Below are 15,609 nucleotides of genomic sequence, written 5' to 3' on the forward strand. Positions count from 1 at the left end.
AGGGAGATACAGGTGTTTATTTTATTTATTTTGCTTTCTTATGAAATATGTGAATCCCATTATTTTCCTTGAGGCAGTACAGGGTGGGCCCGTAGATACGGGAAACACTGCTGCGTTATCCCTTCTCCGGAAAAAAATGCTGGCAGAACTGGAACTGTCGGACGACAAACAATTCAAAACAGGTGAATGGGCATTCGATAAACACCAGCTGCTACAGTTTTTTGATCGGCTGGCCGCCGGCAAGGAACTGTTCTTTCACGCGCAGGTGGCGGCAGACCCGGTGCTGCTGCACTTCCTGGACAAGGGAGAAATCACCGGCAGGTTTTCGGATAACCCCTTGTATGAAGACCAGGCCTTCATGAATTTTATTTCTCCTTACTATGAGCCGTTATTTACCAACGCGGTGATAGATAGCCTGAAACACAGGAAGCTGCAAGCCACTACCGATCTTTTTGCCAATCCCTGGCTGCTGGATGGGGAGCATACCACCATCAGCTACAGGCGGATATTCCGTTATATGCATATAGTGGAGGAACAGGTGAAAATTGTTATTGGAAAACTGAGAAATGGAGCTGTGATTTCCTGGAAGGAACTACAGGACTTTGCCAATATCACCATGGTGCAGCAATTGAATGCATTGCCTCGCGGATTCCATGAGTGGAGAAGCGACTATGGCATTTCCCTGATCAACCTGGGACTGGCCGTATACCGGAAAGATTTCAGAAACGGGATGGCTACGCTGGAATTGGTGAGTAAGCTGGATGCCACCACATATGTGCAGGAGGAGAAAGAACGATGGAAAGCGAAGATGAACGAGTATAAGAAGAAAATGAAACTGGCGCAGAGGATAGGGTATTGGCTAGGCCCGCTGAAACCAAAGATGCTTAGTGAAGAGGGAACCGGTTCACTGGTGCTCATAGTATCGGCTGTTCTCTTGTCCCGCCTTTTCTTTTCATTAATAGAAACGAAATCACCACGCCCGGAAATAGTTACCAGCTTCGATTATTTTACGAATATCCGCACTTATGAGCCGGTAAAATATCTTTTATATCACCTGCAAACTGATTCAATATATCCTTTGAATAAGAAGGACACCAGCAAACCGCTGGTAACCGGAGATGATGTGTACGGCCCTGATCTTATGGCGGCATTAGAAAAACCTTTGCGTAAAACCAACGATACGGCCATACTGAAGATGGCGAAGGAAGGTCTGAATGCCAGCCACGCATCACCTAAAGGAAATCCGGCCCACCGGCAAAGCCTGCATCTCTACAATCGTTTAATAGTGCCTGCTATAGCTATGATCCAGACACCGGATACTTTTTATTCCTGTTACATTTCGCCGGGCGATAGCGCTTTTGTGCCGTTGCAGCTTGCGGTGAACCGGTTGTATGTGTATGTTGGCGAACATTGGGATGGTACAAAAGAAGCGCAATATGCAATGGATGATGTGCGTGGATACAGGGTGAAAGGTTTTTTCCTTATGTCTTATAAAAACTCCAAACAATTCCTGAAAGAGAACAGCCTCATATTCAAGCTGGACCCCATGTACTGGGCAACCTCCGACCGGAATATTCCTGTCGAGATCGGGTTATCTGATGATACTTACCTGCACTTCAACCTGCTGGAAAATAATGCAGCAGGAGTGGAGCTGGAAATAGGCGATTAGCCGATACCTGTTCCTTTTAGCTGGTCTCTTTCCTTTTTCGTATCCGGCATCAGGTTGTACAGTTGGTTGACCGCCACTTTCAGTTCATCATAATTTTTCCGTTCCAGTGCGCGCTCGCCGATTTCCTTAAAGCGCGCAGCTGTTTGAGGATCTGTATATTCTTCTGTATTTACATTAGCGTAATAGTAATAGGCGTTGATCCAGGTTTCGGGTTTGTTGCGTCTTATTTCCCAGCTCAGGTCATTCAGCTCATCAATTTTTGCTTTAATGGCGTAGTAACTTTGTGAAGATAAATAGGCGCTTTCATCTGCGATGATCTTTTCAAAACGGGGCATGCGGCTGCTGTCTTCTTCTTCCCGGATATTATACAGGCAATATTCTTTCCGCTGAAAATACAGCTCGGTAATTTCCACGATCAGCTGGTCTTTCCCGGTACTGTCAAGCTGTTGTGCCAGTTTACGTTTCTTTTCTTCCAGCTGGTATTTTTCATCGGTGATATCATCATCGCTGAGCAGTTCCAGGCGGCTGCTGATATGATCAAGATCCGTCATGATCTCCTGCACAGTGGCAGCCAGTTCGTATTGCTGGTTTTTGCGGAATGATTTTATTTTTTCAGATGCGTTCAAACGGAGCTGCCGGATATCATCCAGCAGTTTGCCGGTATTGATTTTCCTTACCATGGGGTTAAACACTTCGGAAAATTCCTGTTCATTCATGAGCAGCACCGCTTTCACGGAAAGGTCCCTGCTTTCGCTGATCTGCAGGGTGATTTCCACATCGGAGCCTTTTACAAGATCGGTAATGAGGTCGGTGCTTTTTATTTCTATCATGCCCAGCGGAACGCAGCTGCCGGGAATTGCATACCTGCTGCCTTCCAGTACGTTGATCAGGAGGCTGTCGCGGCCACTGCGCAGGATGGTTTTCATCACTTCCTTGATGATGGTTTTCCGTAATGGCAGGATGGCATTCTTTTCAAAGATGAGCTCCAGTTTGGTGGCATTGTTTTCCAGGTCGTCTATTTCTATGCAGATATCGTTGGGCAGTGGCTGGCCATGAATATTAAATTTACCCTGTGAAATGGCGATCACCGGGGCTTGTACATCCAGCTCGTTGTGGGCGGCATCGAATACGAGTATGTTGAAAGTGTTACTGGCATTTTCCGCCAGCAGCAGCATTTCGGAAATGCGTTCCTGCAGGGGCTTGATGCCGCTGTCGTAGCCGCCGTCGGCGCGTACAATGCGGTAGCTGAGCCCTGTAACGGGGCCGGTTACAATAGCGGTGAAATATTCTTCCCTGTCGGCGGTATTTTTCTGGTAGGCTGTTTTAAACCGGATGTTTGGCACGCCGGGGACCAATGGTTTATTCCCTGTTTGCTGCGGCTCACTAATGGTTTTGGTGCCTGCATACCAGGCGGCGCCTATGGCTACAGCAGTGGTAGGATCTACGCTGCAGTTCACCGCTATGTCCAGCTGTGAGGCCACCAGGTTTTTCACCAGCGGTATATAGGTGCTTCCGCCAATCATCACTATTTCTTTGATATCGGCGGCAGTAAGGTGATTGCGGTCGATGATCTTTTTTACAAGATCAACGGAGTATTGTATGCGGTTGTAGATCACCGTGTCAAATTGTTCACGGGTAATGGTGAGATAGATATCCTGCGTATCGCCGCTGGCATCCGTCAGCTCAAATTCTATTTCAGCAGAAGGACCGTTAGTGAGTTGCACTTTGGCCTCTTCTGCTTTTTTCAGCAGGATATGATACAGGGTATTGTATTTTCCACGTGCGCTGCGCATTTCCGTGAGCAGGTCGGGGATAGCGTGCTGCTGCAGCAAAGCGGGTATCACCAGCTGTTCAATGATAGCAATATCAAAGTCGACCCCGCCAAGATAATTATCTCCTTCATGATCGGTAACACGCATTTCGCCATCTACAATTTTTACCAGCGCCACATCGAAGGTACCTCCGCCAAGATCGTATACCAGCCACTGCCCCTGCAGGGAAGTGGCATTGGCCTGTTTGTTGGCAAAAGCCAGGCTGGCGGCAATGGGTTCCTGCAGCAGTAATACTTCGCGGAATCCTGCATCGTTGCCGGCTTTTTTGGTGGCATTGGACTGTATAGTATCAAAAGAGGCAGGGATGGTAATAACCACTGCTTCCGGTTTTTCGCCGGTATAAATAAAGTTCTTCAGCTCGCGGAGCACCAGGGCCGACAGCTCTACCGGTGTTTTAAAATCGCTGGTATTGGGCACAAAGAAAGATTCCGAGGTGCCCATTTTTCTTTTGAAGGAAGAGAACACATTTTCAGGGTCTTTCTCTATCAGCTCACGGGCTTTGTCGCCCACAATGATCCGGTCTTTCCGGAAAGCTACTACCGAAGGCAGCGTTTCTTTCTGGCCGAACGGGTTTTTGAAAATTTCCACGGCGCCGTTCTGGAACCGTGCGATCAGGGAATTGGTAGTGCCGAGGTCAATACCGAAATTAATCTGGTTGCTCATAGGTTTATTTTGCGGCAGCGATGACTACACCTTTTTGTAAAATGGATTTTTGTCCTCCCGCTGTATAGTACACCACTGGTTTGATCACGTTTACGATTTCCATATCGGCCGACATTTCACCGGTGATACTCGCCTCATAATCCACCCGCGTTTCCCGGTAAGGCTCTCCCAGCGGGTTCACGATGGTATAGCCGGCTTCCTCAAAATGTTGTTTGATACGGTCTATATTACGTTGGAGGGACAACAACTCCGGTTTGGCAGTTGTTTTTTTATCCAGTTCAAAAACCTGGTTGATGATCCGGATGTGAAGGGTCGATAACGGGTCCATTATTCAATTGCTGGTCTAAGCAAATATAATGATATTTTCATCTGTTCAGGGTACCGGGCATCATCCGCATATGGCACCGGCTTTGATAAGATGGAAGTCCTTCTGTATCACTATATTCAAAAAACGTGTTCATCTTATGGAAACAACAACATACCCAGGAAGCCCGTTCCCTTTAGGCGCTACCTGGAACGGCGAAGGAGTGAATTTTGCATTGTACGCTGAAAACGCCACCAGGGTGGAGCTGTGCCTGTTCAACGATCCTGAAGGGGAAGCTTACAACACTGTCCGGCTCCAGGAACGCAGCGCTAACGTGTGGCATGCATTTCTCCCCGGCGCAAAGCCAGGGCTCCTGTACGGTTATCGTGTGCACGGCCCCTACGAACCATCGGAGGGGCACCGCTTTAACCCCAACAAGCTGCTGATAGATCCTTACGCAAAAGCAATAAACGGTACTATCAACTGGCATAATTCCCTGTTTGGTTATGAGCCGGGGCATGTAAACGAAGACCTGAGCTATAGCGAAACAGACAGCGCTCCTTTTATTCCCGGAAGTGTGGTGATAGATCAACAGTTTGATTGGGGAGATGATAAACCGCCCAGGATCCCTTACCAGCAAACTATTATTTATGAAACACATGTGAAAGGTTTTACCAAACTGCATCCCGGTATTCCTGAAGAACTACGCGGCACCTACAGGGGGCTGGCGCATCCGGCGGCTATTGATTATATAAAGCAGCTGGGTATTACCGCGGTAGAGCTGATGCCGGTGCATCATTTTGTGGCCGACCGCCACCTGGTAGATCAGGGACTTACTAATTACTGGGGATATAACACCATAGGCTTTTTTGCACCGGATGCGAGATACGCTGCTTCCGGCACCCGTGGGGAACAGGTAAGGGAATTCAAGGAAATGGTAAAAGCCCTGCATGCTGCCGGTATAGAAGTGATCCTGGATGTGGTATACAACCACACTGCGGAAGGGAATCACCTCGGGCCCACGCTCTCATTTAAAGGAGTGGATAATGCAGTGTATTACCGGCTTACAGACGATAAAAGATATTACATGGATTATACCGGCACCGGTAATACCCTGAATGCCCGGTTGCCAAATGTGCTCCGGCTGATCATGGACAGCCTCCGTTACTGGATCACGGAAATGCATGTGGACGGCTTCCGTTTTGACCTGGCTGCTACCCTCGCGCGTGAGCTGCACGAGGTAGACCGGCTAAGCGCATTCTTCGATATCATTCACCAGGATCCTGTGATTTCACAGGTAAAACTGATTGCAGAGCCCTGGGATATCGGTGAAGGCGGATACCAGGTGGGAAAGTTCCCGCCGGGATGGGCGGAATGGAATGGTAAATACCGCGACAGCATCCGCGATTACTGGCGCGGCGCCGATAGCACCCTCGCGGAATTTGCATCACGCATTACAGGCAGCGCCGATCTTTACAAGGAAGATTACCGCCGCCCTACTGCCAGCGTTAATTTTATTACCGCGCATGATGGTTTTACATTGCACGACCTGGTATCCTACAATGAAAAACATAATGAAGCAAACGGTGAAAACAATAACGATGGCGAAAGCCACAACCGTTCCTGGAACTGCGGTAATGAAGGGCCTTCGCAAGACCCGCTGGTAAATACCTTAAGAGCCCGGCAGAAAAGGAATTTTATGGCCACGCTGTTGTTATCACAGGGTATTCCTATGCTGCTGGCGGGCGATGAAGCCGGAAGAACACAGCAGGGCAACAATAATGCTTACTGCCAGGATAACGAGGTGAGCTGGCTCAACTGGCAGGAGATGGACCAGGAGCTGATTGCATTTACCCGGAAAATGATAGCCCTCCGTCAGCAACACCCGGTATTCCGCCGTAAGCGCTGGTTCCGGGGCGAGCCGGTGGAAAGTGTAGGGGTGGAGGATATCGCCTGGTTCCTGCCCGAAGGAACGCCCATGTCAGATGAGCATTGGGATACCTACTTCGCCCGTTCGCTTGGTGTGTATCTTAACGGACTGAGTTTGCGTACCCGTGATGAAAAAGGAAATAAGGTCCTGGATGATAGTTTTTACATCATCTTTAACGCACATCATGATGAACTGGCCTTTCAACTGCCACCGGCGGAATATGGAGATCACTGGAAAGTAGTGGTCAACACTGCTACCAATGAGGAAGGAGCGGCGTATAAAAGTGGCGATCAGTTGATGGCAGCGGGAAGATCCCTTATTTTATTAATGAAGGAAGAAGATAAATCAACCTGATATTTTTTCCAGCAAAGCAACCGGGAAGCGATCCAGCAGCGCCAATGGAAGCTTCCCGTTTTCTGTTGTCACCGTTTCTCCCGTAAATATATCCCGCCATTGCTGCGGTAAATTATTATCAAGCGGTAACCAGCGCTGTTCAAAATTCCCCGGGCTCAGCAAAGGCGCTATTACCAGGCAGGCATCGTATTCATATTGCCTTGCATAAGCGATTACCGGGTCCTGCTCCCCGCTGAGCGGCAGATAAGCGCCTTGCTGAAAGAGTGCGGCATGTGCTTTTCTGAATTGCAAGGCCCTGGTACAGGTAAATAATTTCTCCCACGCAAAACGGCGGTTGTCGTACAGCAGTTTCATTAACGCCGCGGGATCATCTTTTTCAAGCTGCAGCATGAGTGATAACATATTCATGCGGTCGGGGTAATTTACCGGTTGGCGGTTATCAGGATCTACAAAACTAAAGTCCCATAATTCGCAACCCTGGTATATATCCGGTATGCCCGGGGAAGTGATCTTAACCAGCAACTGGCTTAGTGAATACACCTGTGCGTGCTGGTTGATCTTTTCCATAAACGGGTGGAGGCTTTCCATAAAGCCATGCCCGGGAGAAAACAGCCGGTGGATAAAGTTGATGCAGCTGTTTTCATACCCTTCATCAGGTTGCGACCAATCACTGTGCTCTTTTGATTCACGCAGTGCTTTAATCAGGTAGGCCGACAAGCGGGGGATAAAATTATTTTCAGGATCATTGCGTTCAGGGTATCCCGCAATGATGGACTGGTAAATAAAGTACTCGTCATTTTTAGTGGGTGCATGTTCTTCCCGGAAAGCACTGTTCATGGCATACCATTGCTGTACCTGTTGTATCCACAGGTCTGGCAGCAGGGTAAGCACGTTTAGCCGTATACGGGCGTCTTCTCCGCGTTTGGTGTCGTGGGTGGCAGTGGCATTCAGTGAGCCGGGGAACTGCTGTTGCCGTTTAATGCTGCGTTCATGAAAAGTGGCCGGCGTACATTTATGGCCGGCCGGCGAGTCACCCACCTCGTTGTGCGACAGTAATGCATTGTACACATAAAACACCGTGTCTTCCACGCCTTTGGCGGTGAGGGGGCCGGTGAACTGCATCAGTCTTTTTAAAAACTTCAGAATAACCGCAGGCTTTCCGGCCTCTTCTTTCCACCATGAGCGGAACAGGGCAAATTCATCTATTAATGCCGGCGCGCGTTTGACGGCAGCGGTGATGGCTTCTTCCAGGATGATGATATCATTATCTGGCAGCGGCCATGAATCCGGGTAGATCCGGTATACAGGCATACATACCATCCATAATCCCAATGCCACTTTCAGCTTCTGGCGGTCGGTGTTTTTATGCACCAGCCGGTAATGATACAACAGGTATACCAGGTTATCCCATTCGGCGCTGAGTTGCGTTTGGAGTATCATTGTTTTTTTATTCTGCACCAGCTGTGGATACCTGGCGAGCTCCGGGAACTGCGCCCGGTAAAAGCGGCTGATCTTTTCATCGCCCCATTTATTGGTGAGCAGGTGGTTTACATCCGACAGGAATTCATAACCGGTGGTACCATCAAGCCCCCATCCGGCAGGAAGTGATTCTTCTTCGCCCAGGATCTTTTCTGCTATAATATAACATGCATCGCCAAAAAGCTCACGTAACCTGCGTACATAGGTGGCTGGTTCCATCAGCCCATCTATATGATCTATACGTAATCCCTGGATCAGGTTTTCCCGGTATAGCTCATGTACGAAGGAATGCCAGGTATCAAACACCTGTTTATCTTCCATACGTAGCGTAATAAGCCCGTTGATAGTGAAGAAGCGGCGGTAATTGATGCGCTGTGCCGTTTCCTGCCAGTGTGTGAACAGGTAATACTGTTGTTCCAGTAATAAGTTAAGCAGTGCCTCGTGGTTGTTTACTTTTTCCAGGAAGGCAGTAAGTGCCGGCATTTGGAGCAAGCCGTTAAACAAGGTTTGTTTTTGCCTCCGCCATTCTTCAGGGGGAAGTGCCAGCCGGCCATTCTGCTGTAATGATAACAGGCACCCGCGTATCTCCGGGGCTGCATCTTCAAAAGTATCCAGCAGCACATCATAAGCGGTAACAGACAGTGGAAAAGCCAGGCTGCCGGTATTGAACTGAAAGCCGTTTTCCCCGGCAGTAAATGTGATTTGTTTTTCGGAGATGGCCTGCGGCAAAGGCCTGTCCAGGAAGGGGACCATGAGGCGCCCGTGCAGTTGCGGATCGTGGTATTCCCAGTCGATATCAAAGAAATGATACCAGGGAGAAACCGGCCCCCTTTCCAGTACATCCATCAGCCATTCATTGCCGGGATGCAGCGCCATATGATTGGGAACAATGTCCTGTACCCAGGTCATGCCGCGTTGCCGGAGGGAAGCGCTGATCCTGCGCAGGTCGTCCAGTGTGCCAATAGCCGGATTGATCCGGTAAGGGGCAATACCATCGTAGCCGTGCTGGCTGCCCGGTACAGCATCGAATATAGGAGATGCATAAATAGTGGTGATGCCCAGCTGTTGCAGGTAATCAAGTATCTCTTCCAGGTGGGCAAATGTGAATGCATCATTAAACTGAATGCGATAGGTGGAGAGCGGGTAATTGGTATCAGTTTTCATAAGCGGTAATTTCATAAACAACAGCAGATAAGGGTTGTATCACCAGCAGGTTATTACCTTCAGCTTCGGGGAGCGTACCCGGTCCGTTAAATTCCGTGCCTGCGGAATCAAATATTTTCCGCAGGTTGCCATGCGTGATAAAAGGTATTGTTTGTGTATGCTTATCGAAGTTAAATACGATCAGCAGTGTTTCGCCATCCATACGGCGTTCCAGCACCAGGACGTTTTCATTTTCTGCATGATGTACGCGGGCGCTTTCGCGGTTGCCGCCGGAAATGGCCGGGTATTGGCTGCGCAGTAACAACAGTGCTTTGTAACAGGCCATCAGTGCTGTATTACTGTTACCGGTAGTGTTCCAGCTTAATTTACTTTGCTGAAAAGTGGCAGGCGCCTGCGGGTCCGGCGCTTCACCGGCATGTGCAAATTCTTTCCTGCGTCCTTCCTGTACCGCTTTTATGAGGCCGGGATCTGTATGGGATGTGAAGAACAGGAAGGGATTTTTTTCCCCGTATTCTTCTCCCATAAATAACAAAGGAATAAAGGGAGATAGTATAACGGCAGCAGCAGCCAGTTTCAGCGCTTCAAAACACAGTAACAACGAAAGGCGTTCTCCCCGCATGCGGTTGCCCACCTGGTCATGATTTTGCGCAAACACCACAAACTGGTGAAAAGGATTGCCGGAAGGAGGTCTGCCGAAATTTCTTTTCCGGTGCACGGAATACTGGCCGGTATAAACATAGGCATTTTCAAATGATGCGGCCAGGTGCGATACCTCTCCAAAGTCTTCATAATAGCCCTGCCTTTCACCGGTTAACCTGCTATGCAGCGCATGATGGAATTCATCGGCCCATTGTGCATCCAGTCCATATCCTCCAATGGTTACAGGGTTTATAAAGCGCGGGTTGTTGAGGTCTATTTCACCGATCAGCACCTTTCTTTTGCCAGTGCGTTCCTGCAGCGCTTTCACGGCGGCGGACAACTTTTCCGTGAAATGCACTGCACTGGTATCAACAAAGGCGTGTACTGCATCGAGGCGTAAACCATCCATATGGAACTCTTCCAGCCACATCAGCGCATTCTGAATATAAAAGCTGCGCACACCATCGCTGTAAGGGCCATCGAAGTTGATAGCAGCACCCCAGGGCGTTTTGTAATGATCGTTGAACCAGGGAGCAAAGTCGGAGAAGTAATTCCCTTCCGGTCCCTGGTGGTTGTACACTACGTCAAGGATTACCGCTATCCCCATGGCGTGGGCGGCGTTTACAAGTGTTTTCAGGTCATCCGGCGTACCGTAGCTGTTGTGTACCGCAAACGGGTATACGCCGTCGTATCCCCAGTTACGTTCGCCAGGAAACTGTGCTACAGGCATTAGCTCAATAGCAGTAATACCCAGCTCTTTCAGGTAGTGCAGTTGTTGTATAATGCCGCGGAAGGTACCCTCTGAAGAAAAAGTACCGGTATGGATTTCATAGATGATCATTTTTTCCGGTTCAATGCCGGTCCAGTGGTCATCGGTAAATTTGAACGATGCTTCAGGAACAGCGGAGGGGCCATGTACGCCTTCGGGCTGCCAGCGCGAAGCGGGATCGGGCCGCTGCAGGGTATTATCCAGCAGGTAAGTATACCGGGCACCGGGGTATATATCCGTTACCGTTAGTTCCCAGTAGCCGTTGCCTGCCGGCGTCATTGGCAGTTGCCTGTCTGCCAGCTGCAGCGCCACTTCCTTACGGAGAGGAGCCCATAGCCGGAAGGTGGCAGCGCCTTCGTTGTTGATGAATGTTCCTGTAAGATCGTATTTATCCATAAGATCAACGGTTATATAGCTGTGTCCATTTTTTTAACCTGGTAATTGTTTTTTTGCTGAATTGCCCCGGGAGCATTCTCCAGGCCCAATGCTGCCCGTCTGCTGCAGGTTTGTTCATCCTGGCAGCGGATCCCAGTCCCAGTACATCCTGCATAGGCAGTATGGCATTGGAGGCTACGGAAGCATATATCATGCGCCCCAGCAGGAGGTGTATCTTTTTTTTACCTGGTACGATGCCGCTGTATTGTTTAAGGTGATTTTGTTCTACAGCGGAGGCATCTTCCTGCAACCATCCGGTCGAGGTATTGTTGTCATGCGTGCCGGTGTAAGCATAGCAGTGTTGCGGATACTGGTGAGGTATATGAGTACTTGCGGGCATGTCATCTCCAAACGCAAACTGTAATACTTTCATCCCGGGTAAGCTGAACCGGTCTCTCAGATCGGTTACCGTTTTATCAATATCGCCCAGGTCTTCCGCCACGAAAGGGTTGCCGGGGAAGGCGCTGATCATGGCCTTCAGCAGGTCGCCGCCAGGGCCCGGCTGCCATGTGCCAGTTTTAGCATCAGGTGATGAAGCAGGTACTTCCCAAAAGGCGGCAAAGGCCCTGAAGTGATCCAGCCGCAGCAGGTGGAACCAATGCATGTTTCGTTTAATTCTTTGCAGCCACCATTCGTACTTCGTTTTTTTAAGCTCCTGCCAGCTGTAGATGGGCATATTCCACCGTTGCCCGTTCTCGTTGAAATAATCCGGCGGTACCCCGGCTACACTGGTCATATTACCTTTATTGTCCAGCAGGAAAAGCTCACGGTGGCTCCATACATCCGCCGCAGTGTGACTGATATAGAAAGGAAGGTCTCCGAATAAACTGATATTGCGCTGATCGCAGTACATTTTCAGCTGCTGCCATTGCCGGTCAAAAATAAACTGCCACCATTGTTCCTTTAAACTGATAGCAGCATATTCACTGTTGAGCACCGCCTCTTTTTTACGGTCGGCTGCATCCCACTCCTGCCAGGGCTTGCCGCCGTATTTGGCAGACAAGGCCTTATAGGTGGTATAGCTTTTCAGCCATGCTGCTTCCCTGTTGCAAAACTCTTTGAATTCTGTCGCCAGTTCAGGATATCCGCCGTTGTTAAAATTCAGCCATGCCGATTCCAGCATGGCCAGTTTATATCTTGCTGCTGCTTTGAAATCAACAGTATCTGTCTGCGGCAGATGATATTTTATCAATGTCGATCTATCCAGTAAGCCTTCTTCCACCAGCAGTTCGGGGCTGATCAGGAGGATGTTTCCCGCCATGGCCGATAAGGCGCTGTAAGGCGAAGCATTGGAGATATCAATAGGGTTTACCGGTAACACCTGCCATATCCGCTGACCGCTGTCGTACAGCTGATCGGCGAACTTCCGCGCGGCAGGCCCGAGGTCTCCCATTCCAAAAGGGCCGGGCAGGGAGGTAATGTGCAGTAATATTCCTGCCCTCCTTGCCGTTTTGCCGGAAGGTGTTAATGCCATATGTTGCTGTTTAAGCGGTAACAGATCACGCAGATAAGCGACGTGGCGCTTCGATGGCGGTTACGCTGTTTTCCATCATTTCCCTTATCCGTGAAGCCACGTTGTTCAGTATGGGTACTTCCTCTGTCGTTTTTGCCAGATGATAATCTTTTTCAAAAATCACTTTAAGCGCATCCCTTAAATAATAAATATCAGGCTGTTTTACCAGGCAGTCAGTAAAACCGGTTGCGTTAAGCTCAAACGTGGACAGTTGTTCCTTCGGTGCCGCAAAGTGCAGCACAGGTACAGTGGCTATTCCCTTTAGCTGGCGGAGTTGCCTGATAAATAAGGCAGCATGTGCTACGGGGATCGCAGAACTGATGAATATATAGTCGGGAACAAAGCCGGTATTTCTTTTAAGCCAGGCAAGTGCATCAGTAGTGTTGTCCTGGCAAACACAGGCGTGGTTCACTTTCAGCAGGTCAAGGGACAAGTAAAATTGAATACGCTGATCTGCTTTTTCTTCAATAAGAAGGCTGGTAATTTTGTTTCTCATACGACACAATATTGGGATCTGGTTATTTTTACTTCCGGGAAAAACAAATCAGGTGCCGGATGATGATGTAATGGCATAATGGCTGTGGTAGCGGGTTGAAGTGGGGAGGCATTTTTTGAGAGTGGGGATATTATCACTCATCTGTGTAATAATGCCGCAGTACCAACCAGGCTGAAGGGCTTGCCAGGACAAGCTGGCAGGCTCATGTGAAGGCCCTGCTTGTGTAGGCTTCACATGCATAGGAATTAGTTTTCTGGCATAAGAATTACTGTTGAAAGGATATGCGATCCACTAACAAAAAAAATCCCAAAGCATTCCCTGGGGGCTTATCCAGGAAACAGCAGGGCATTCTGCAAAAGAATGGTTTCACCGGGGCGCCGGAAACACGTTTCCCCAAAACAGTAAAGCCGATGCTGGCAACACTGGTCGATAGTCCGCCTGCGCAGCAGGGATGGTTATATGAAGTGAAGTGGGATGGCTACCGTGCCGTTGCCTTATGCAATCATGACCAGGTAAACCTTATCTCCCGGAATAATAAATCTTTCAACGATAAATTTTACCCCGTTTATGAAGCATTGGTTCAGCTGGATAAGAACGCAGTGATAGATGGGGAGATTTGTGTGCTGAATGAAAATGGCATTGCTCATTTCGGCGCACTTCAAAACTGGAGAAGCGAAGCAGACGGAGAGCTGGCATATTATATCTTTGACCTGCTCTGGTATGAAGGCAGGGATCTTACCGGTTTACCGCTTACCGGGAGAAGGGCATTACTGGAGGCGCTTATCCCGCCAACAGGTATTATCCGTTACAGCGAATCGTTTGACGCGTCCCCTGCCAAACTCCTGGCAGCTACAAAGAAAATGGGAATGGAAGGAATTATGGCTAAGAGAGCAAACAGCCCTTATATACAGGACCGGAGCAGGGATTGGCTGAAAATAAAAACAAACAAAAGGCATGAAGTGGTGATTGGCGGCTTTACCAATAATGAAGGCTCTCCCAAGCCATTCAGTTCCCTGCTGGTAGGTGTGTATGAGAATGGGGCGCTCCGGTATACCGGTAAAATAGGTACCGGCTTTAATGCGAGGCAACAGAAAGAAATGATGGAATCCTTCCGGAAACTGATCATAAAGAAATGTCCTTTTACAGAAACACCGGATGTAAACCAACCTTCGCGGTTCCGCCCAAACCCGCCGCTGGCCACTGCTACATGGCTGAAGCCTGAATTGGTTTGCGAGGTAAGCTATGCAGAGATCACCAGTGATGGAGTGATGCGGCATCCCAGTTTTGAAGGCATGCGCACCGACAAGCCGGCTAAAACCGTTACTGCCGAACAACCTGTTGAAACTGCGGATATACTGCCCGGAAAAAAGCAGGAGAAAATGGTGCGGTTAACAAAACCGGTTGGTAAGCACAGCAGGAAATCATTGCTGAATCCTTCAGAGGCCACCCAGGTAAAACAGGTAAATCATCACCAGTTAAAGTTCAGTAACCTCGGGAAAAAATTCTGGCCCGCAGAAGGATATACCAAACGGGATATGCTGAACTATTATTACCAGGTGGCGCCGTATATTCTTCCTTACCTGCTGAACCGACCCCAATCACTGAACCGTTTTCCGAATGGCATAAACGGGAAAAGTTTTTACCAGAAAGATGTTACCACTGTAGCGCCTGAATGGGTAAAACAATTCCCCTACCGCACCAGTGAAGGGGAAGATAAAAATTACCTGGTAGTGGAAGATGAAGCCAGCCTGCTATGGATGGCTAACCTGGGCGCCATTGAAATGAACCCATGGAACAGCACCATACAACAGCCTGATAACCCCGACTGGTGCCTGATTGATCTTGACCCTGATGAAGGAAATACTTTTCAGCAGGTTATCCAAACTGCCCAGGTAGTTCGGCAGGTGCTGGAAAACCTGGGTGTGAAAAGCTATCCCAAAACATCCGGGTCCACCGGTATACACATTTATATTCCTTTAGGCGCAAAGTATACTTACGACCAGTGCCAGCTTTTCGGAAAACTGATCGCTGCAACGGCGCATGAACAGCTGCCCGCATTTACCAGCATTGAGCGGATGACCCGTAACAGGAAAGGAAGGATCTATATAGATTACCTGCAAAACCGTCCTAAAGCAACGCTTGCCGCTCCTTATTCCCTTCGCCCCAAACCCGGCGCCACAGTATCTATGCCCCTGCACTGGGATGAAGTGCGCAAAGGTTTAAAGATGACCGATTTTACCATTAAGAATGCATTGGAGCGGATCAGGTCAGAAGGAGATCTTTTTAAGCCCGTATTGGGAAGGGGAGTGAACCTGGAGCGTCTGCTGAAAAAGTTTTCAGTAAGAGTATAAACCAAGGGAAT

9 protein-coding genes are annotated in these 15,609 nt (G+C 49.0%); 3 read left to right on the plus strand and 6 right to left on the minus strand.

Translation table 11 applies throughout. The annotated features are described in order from the left end of the window. The first annotated feature begins 40 nt into the window (after positions 1 to 40). Positions 41 to 1,669, plus strand: a complete 1,629-nt coding sequence (locus FN124_RS19980; RefSeq protein WP_142686515.1) for a hypothetical protein — start codon at positions 41 to 43, stop codon at positions 1,667 to 1,669. Here FN124_RS19980 and FN124_RS19985 read toward each other — a convergent pair. Both FN124_RS19985 and FN124_RS19990 read right to left on the minus strand, forming a co-directional pair. Continuing rightward, on the minus strand, positions 1,666 to 4,164 hold the full coding sequence (locus FN124_RS19985; RefSeq protein ID WP_142686516.1) for an Hsp70 family protein: 2,499 nt from the start codon (positions 4,162 to 4,164) through the stop codon (positions 1,666 to 1,668). The two genes, FN124_RS19980 and FN124_RS19985, sit on opposite strands and share 4 nt — an antisense overlap. A 4-nt stretch (positions 4,165 to 4,168) precedes the next feature. Next, positions 4,169 to 4,492, minus strand: coding sequence for a hypothetical protein (locus tag FN124_RS19990; RefSeq protein ID WP_142686517.1), 324 nt, complete (start codon positions 4,490 to 4,492; stop codon positions 4,169 to 4,171). Between the two features lie 136 nt (positions 4,493 to 4,628). Here FN124_RS19990 and glgX point away from each other — a divergent pair, with 136 nt between their 5' ends. Beyond that, positions 4,629 to 6,752 carry a glycogen debranching protein GlgX gene (gene glgX, locus FN124_RS19995; RefSeq protein ID WP_142686518.1) on the plus strand — a complete coding sequence of 708 codons (2,124 nt, stop codon included), beginning with the start codon at positions 4,629 to 4,631 and terminating at the stop codon, positions 6,750 to 6,752. On the opposite strand, the gene treY is transcribed toward glgX, so the two are convergent. The 4 genes from treY to FN124_RS20015 are packed head-to-tail and all read right to left on the minus strand — an operon-like array spanning position 6,744 to position 13,247. Beyond that, on the minus strand, positions 6,744 to 9,395 hold the full coding sequence (gene treY / locus FN124_RS20000; protein ID WP_185937278.1) for a malto-oligosyltrehalose synthase: 2,652 nt from the start codon (positions 9,393 to 9,395) through the stop codon (positions 6,744 to 6,746). The two genes, glgX and treY, sit on opposite strands and share 9 nt — an antisense overlap. Continuing rightward, positions 9,385 to 11,199, minus strand: a complete 1,815-nt coding sequence (gene treZ, locus FN124_RS20005; protein WP_142686520.1) for a malto-oligosyltrehalose trehalohydrolase — start codon at positions 11,197 to 11,199, stop codon at positions 9,385 to 9,387. Before treZ ends, treY begins: the two co-directional genes overlap by 11 nt. Positions 11,200 to 11,203: 4 nt before the next feature. Beyond that, a complete protein-coding gene (malQ, locus tag FN124_RS20010; protein WP_142686521.1) occupies positions 11,204 to 12,712 on the minus strand; it encodes a 4-alpha-glucanotransferase in 1,509 nt (502 codons plus the stop codon). Between the two features lie 25 nt (positions 12,713 to 12,737). Continuing rightward, positions 12,738 to 13,247 carry a hypothetical protein gene (locus FN124_RS20015; RefSeq protein WP_142686522.1) on the minus strand — a complete coding sequence of 170 codons (510 nt, stop codon included), beginning with the start codon at positions 13,245 to 13,247 and terminating at the stop codon, positions 12,738 to 12,740. Positions 13,248 to 13,528: 281 nt separating this feature from the next. On the opposite strand from FN124_RS20015, the gene ligD reads away from it, so the two are divergent. Next, positions 13,529 to 15,598: a DNA ligase D gene (ligD, locus tag FN124_RS20020; protein WP_260607529.1), complete on the plus strand. Its 2,070-nt coding sequence runs from the start codon at positions 13,529 to 13,531 to the stop codon at positions 15,596 to 15,598. Positions 15,599 to 15,609: the final 11 nt, after the last annotated feature.

Source organism: Chitinophaga polysaccharea, from assembly GCF_902150045.1.
Taxonomy (GTDB): Bacteria; Bacteroidota; Bacteroidia; order Chitinophagales; family Chitinophagaceae; genus Chitinophaga; species Chitinophaga polysaccharea_A.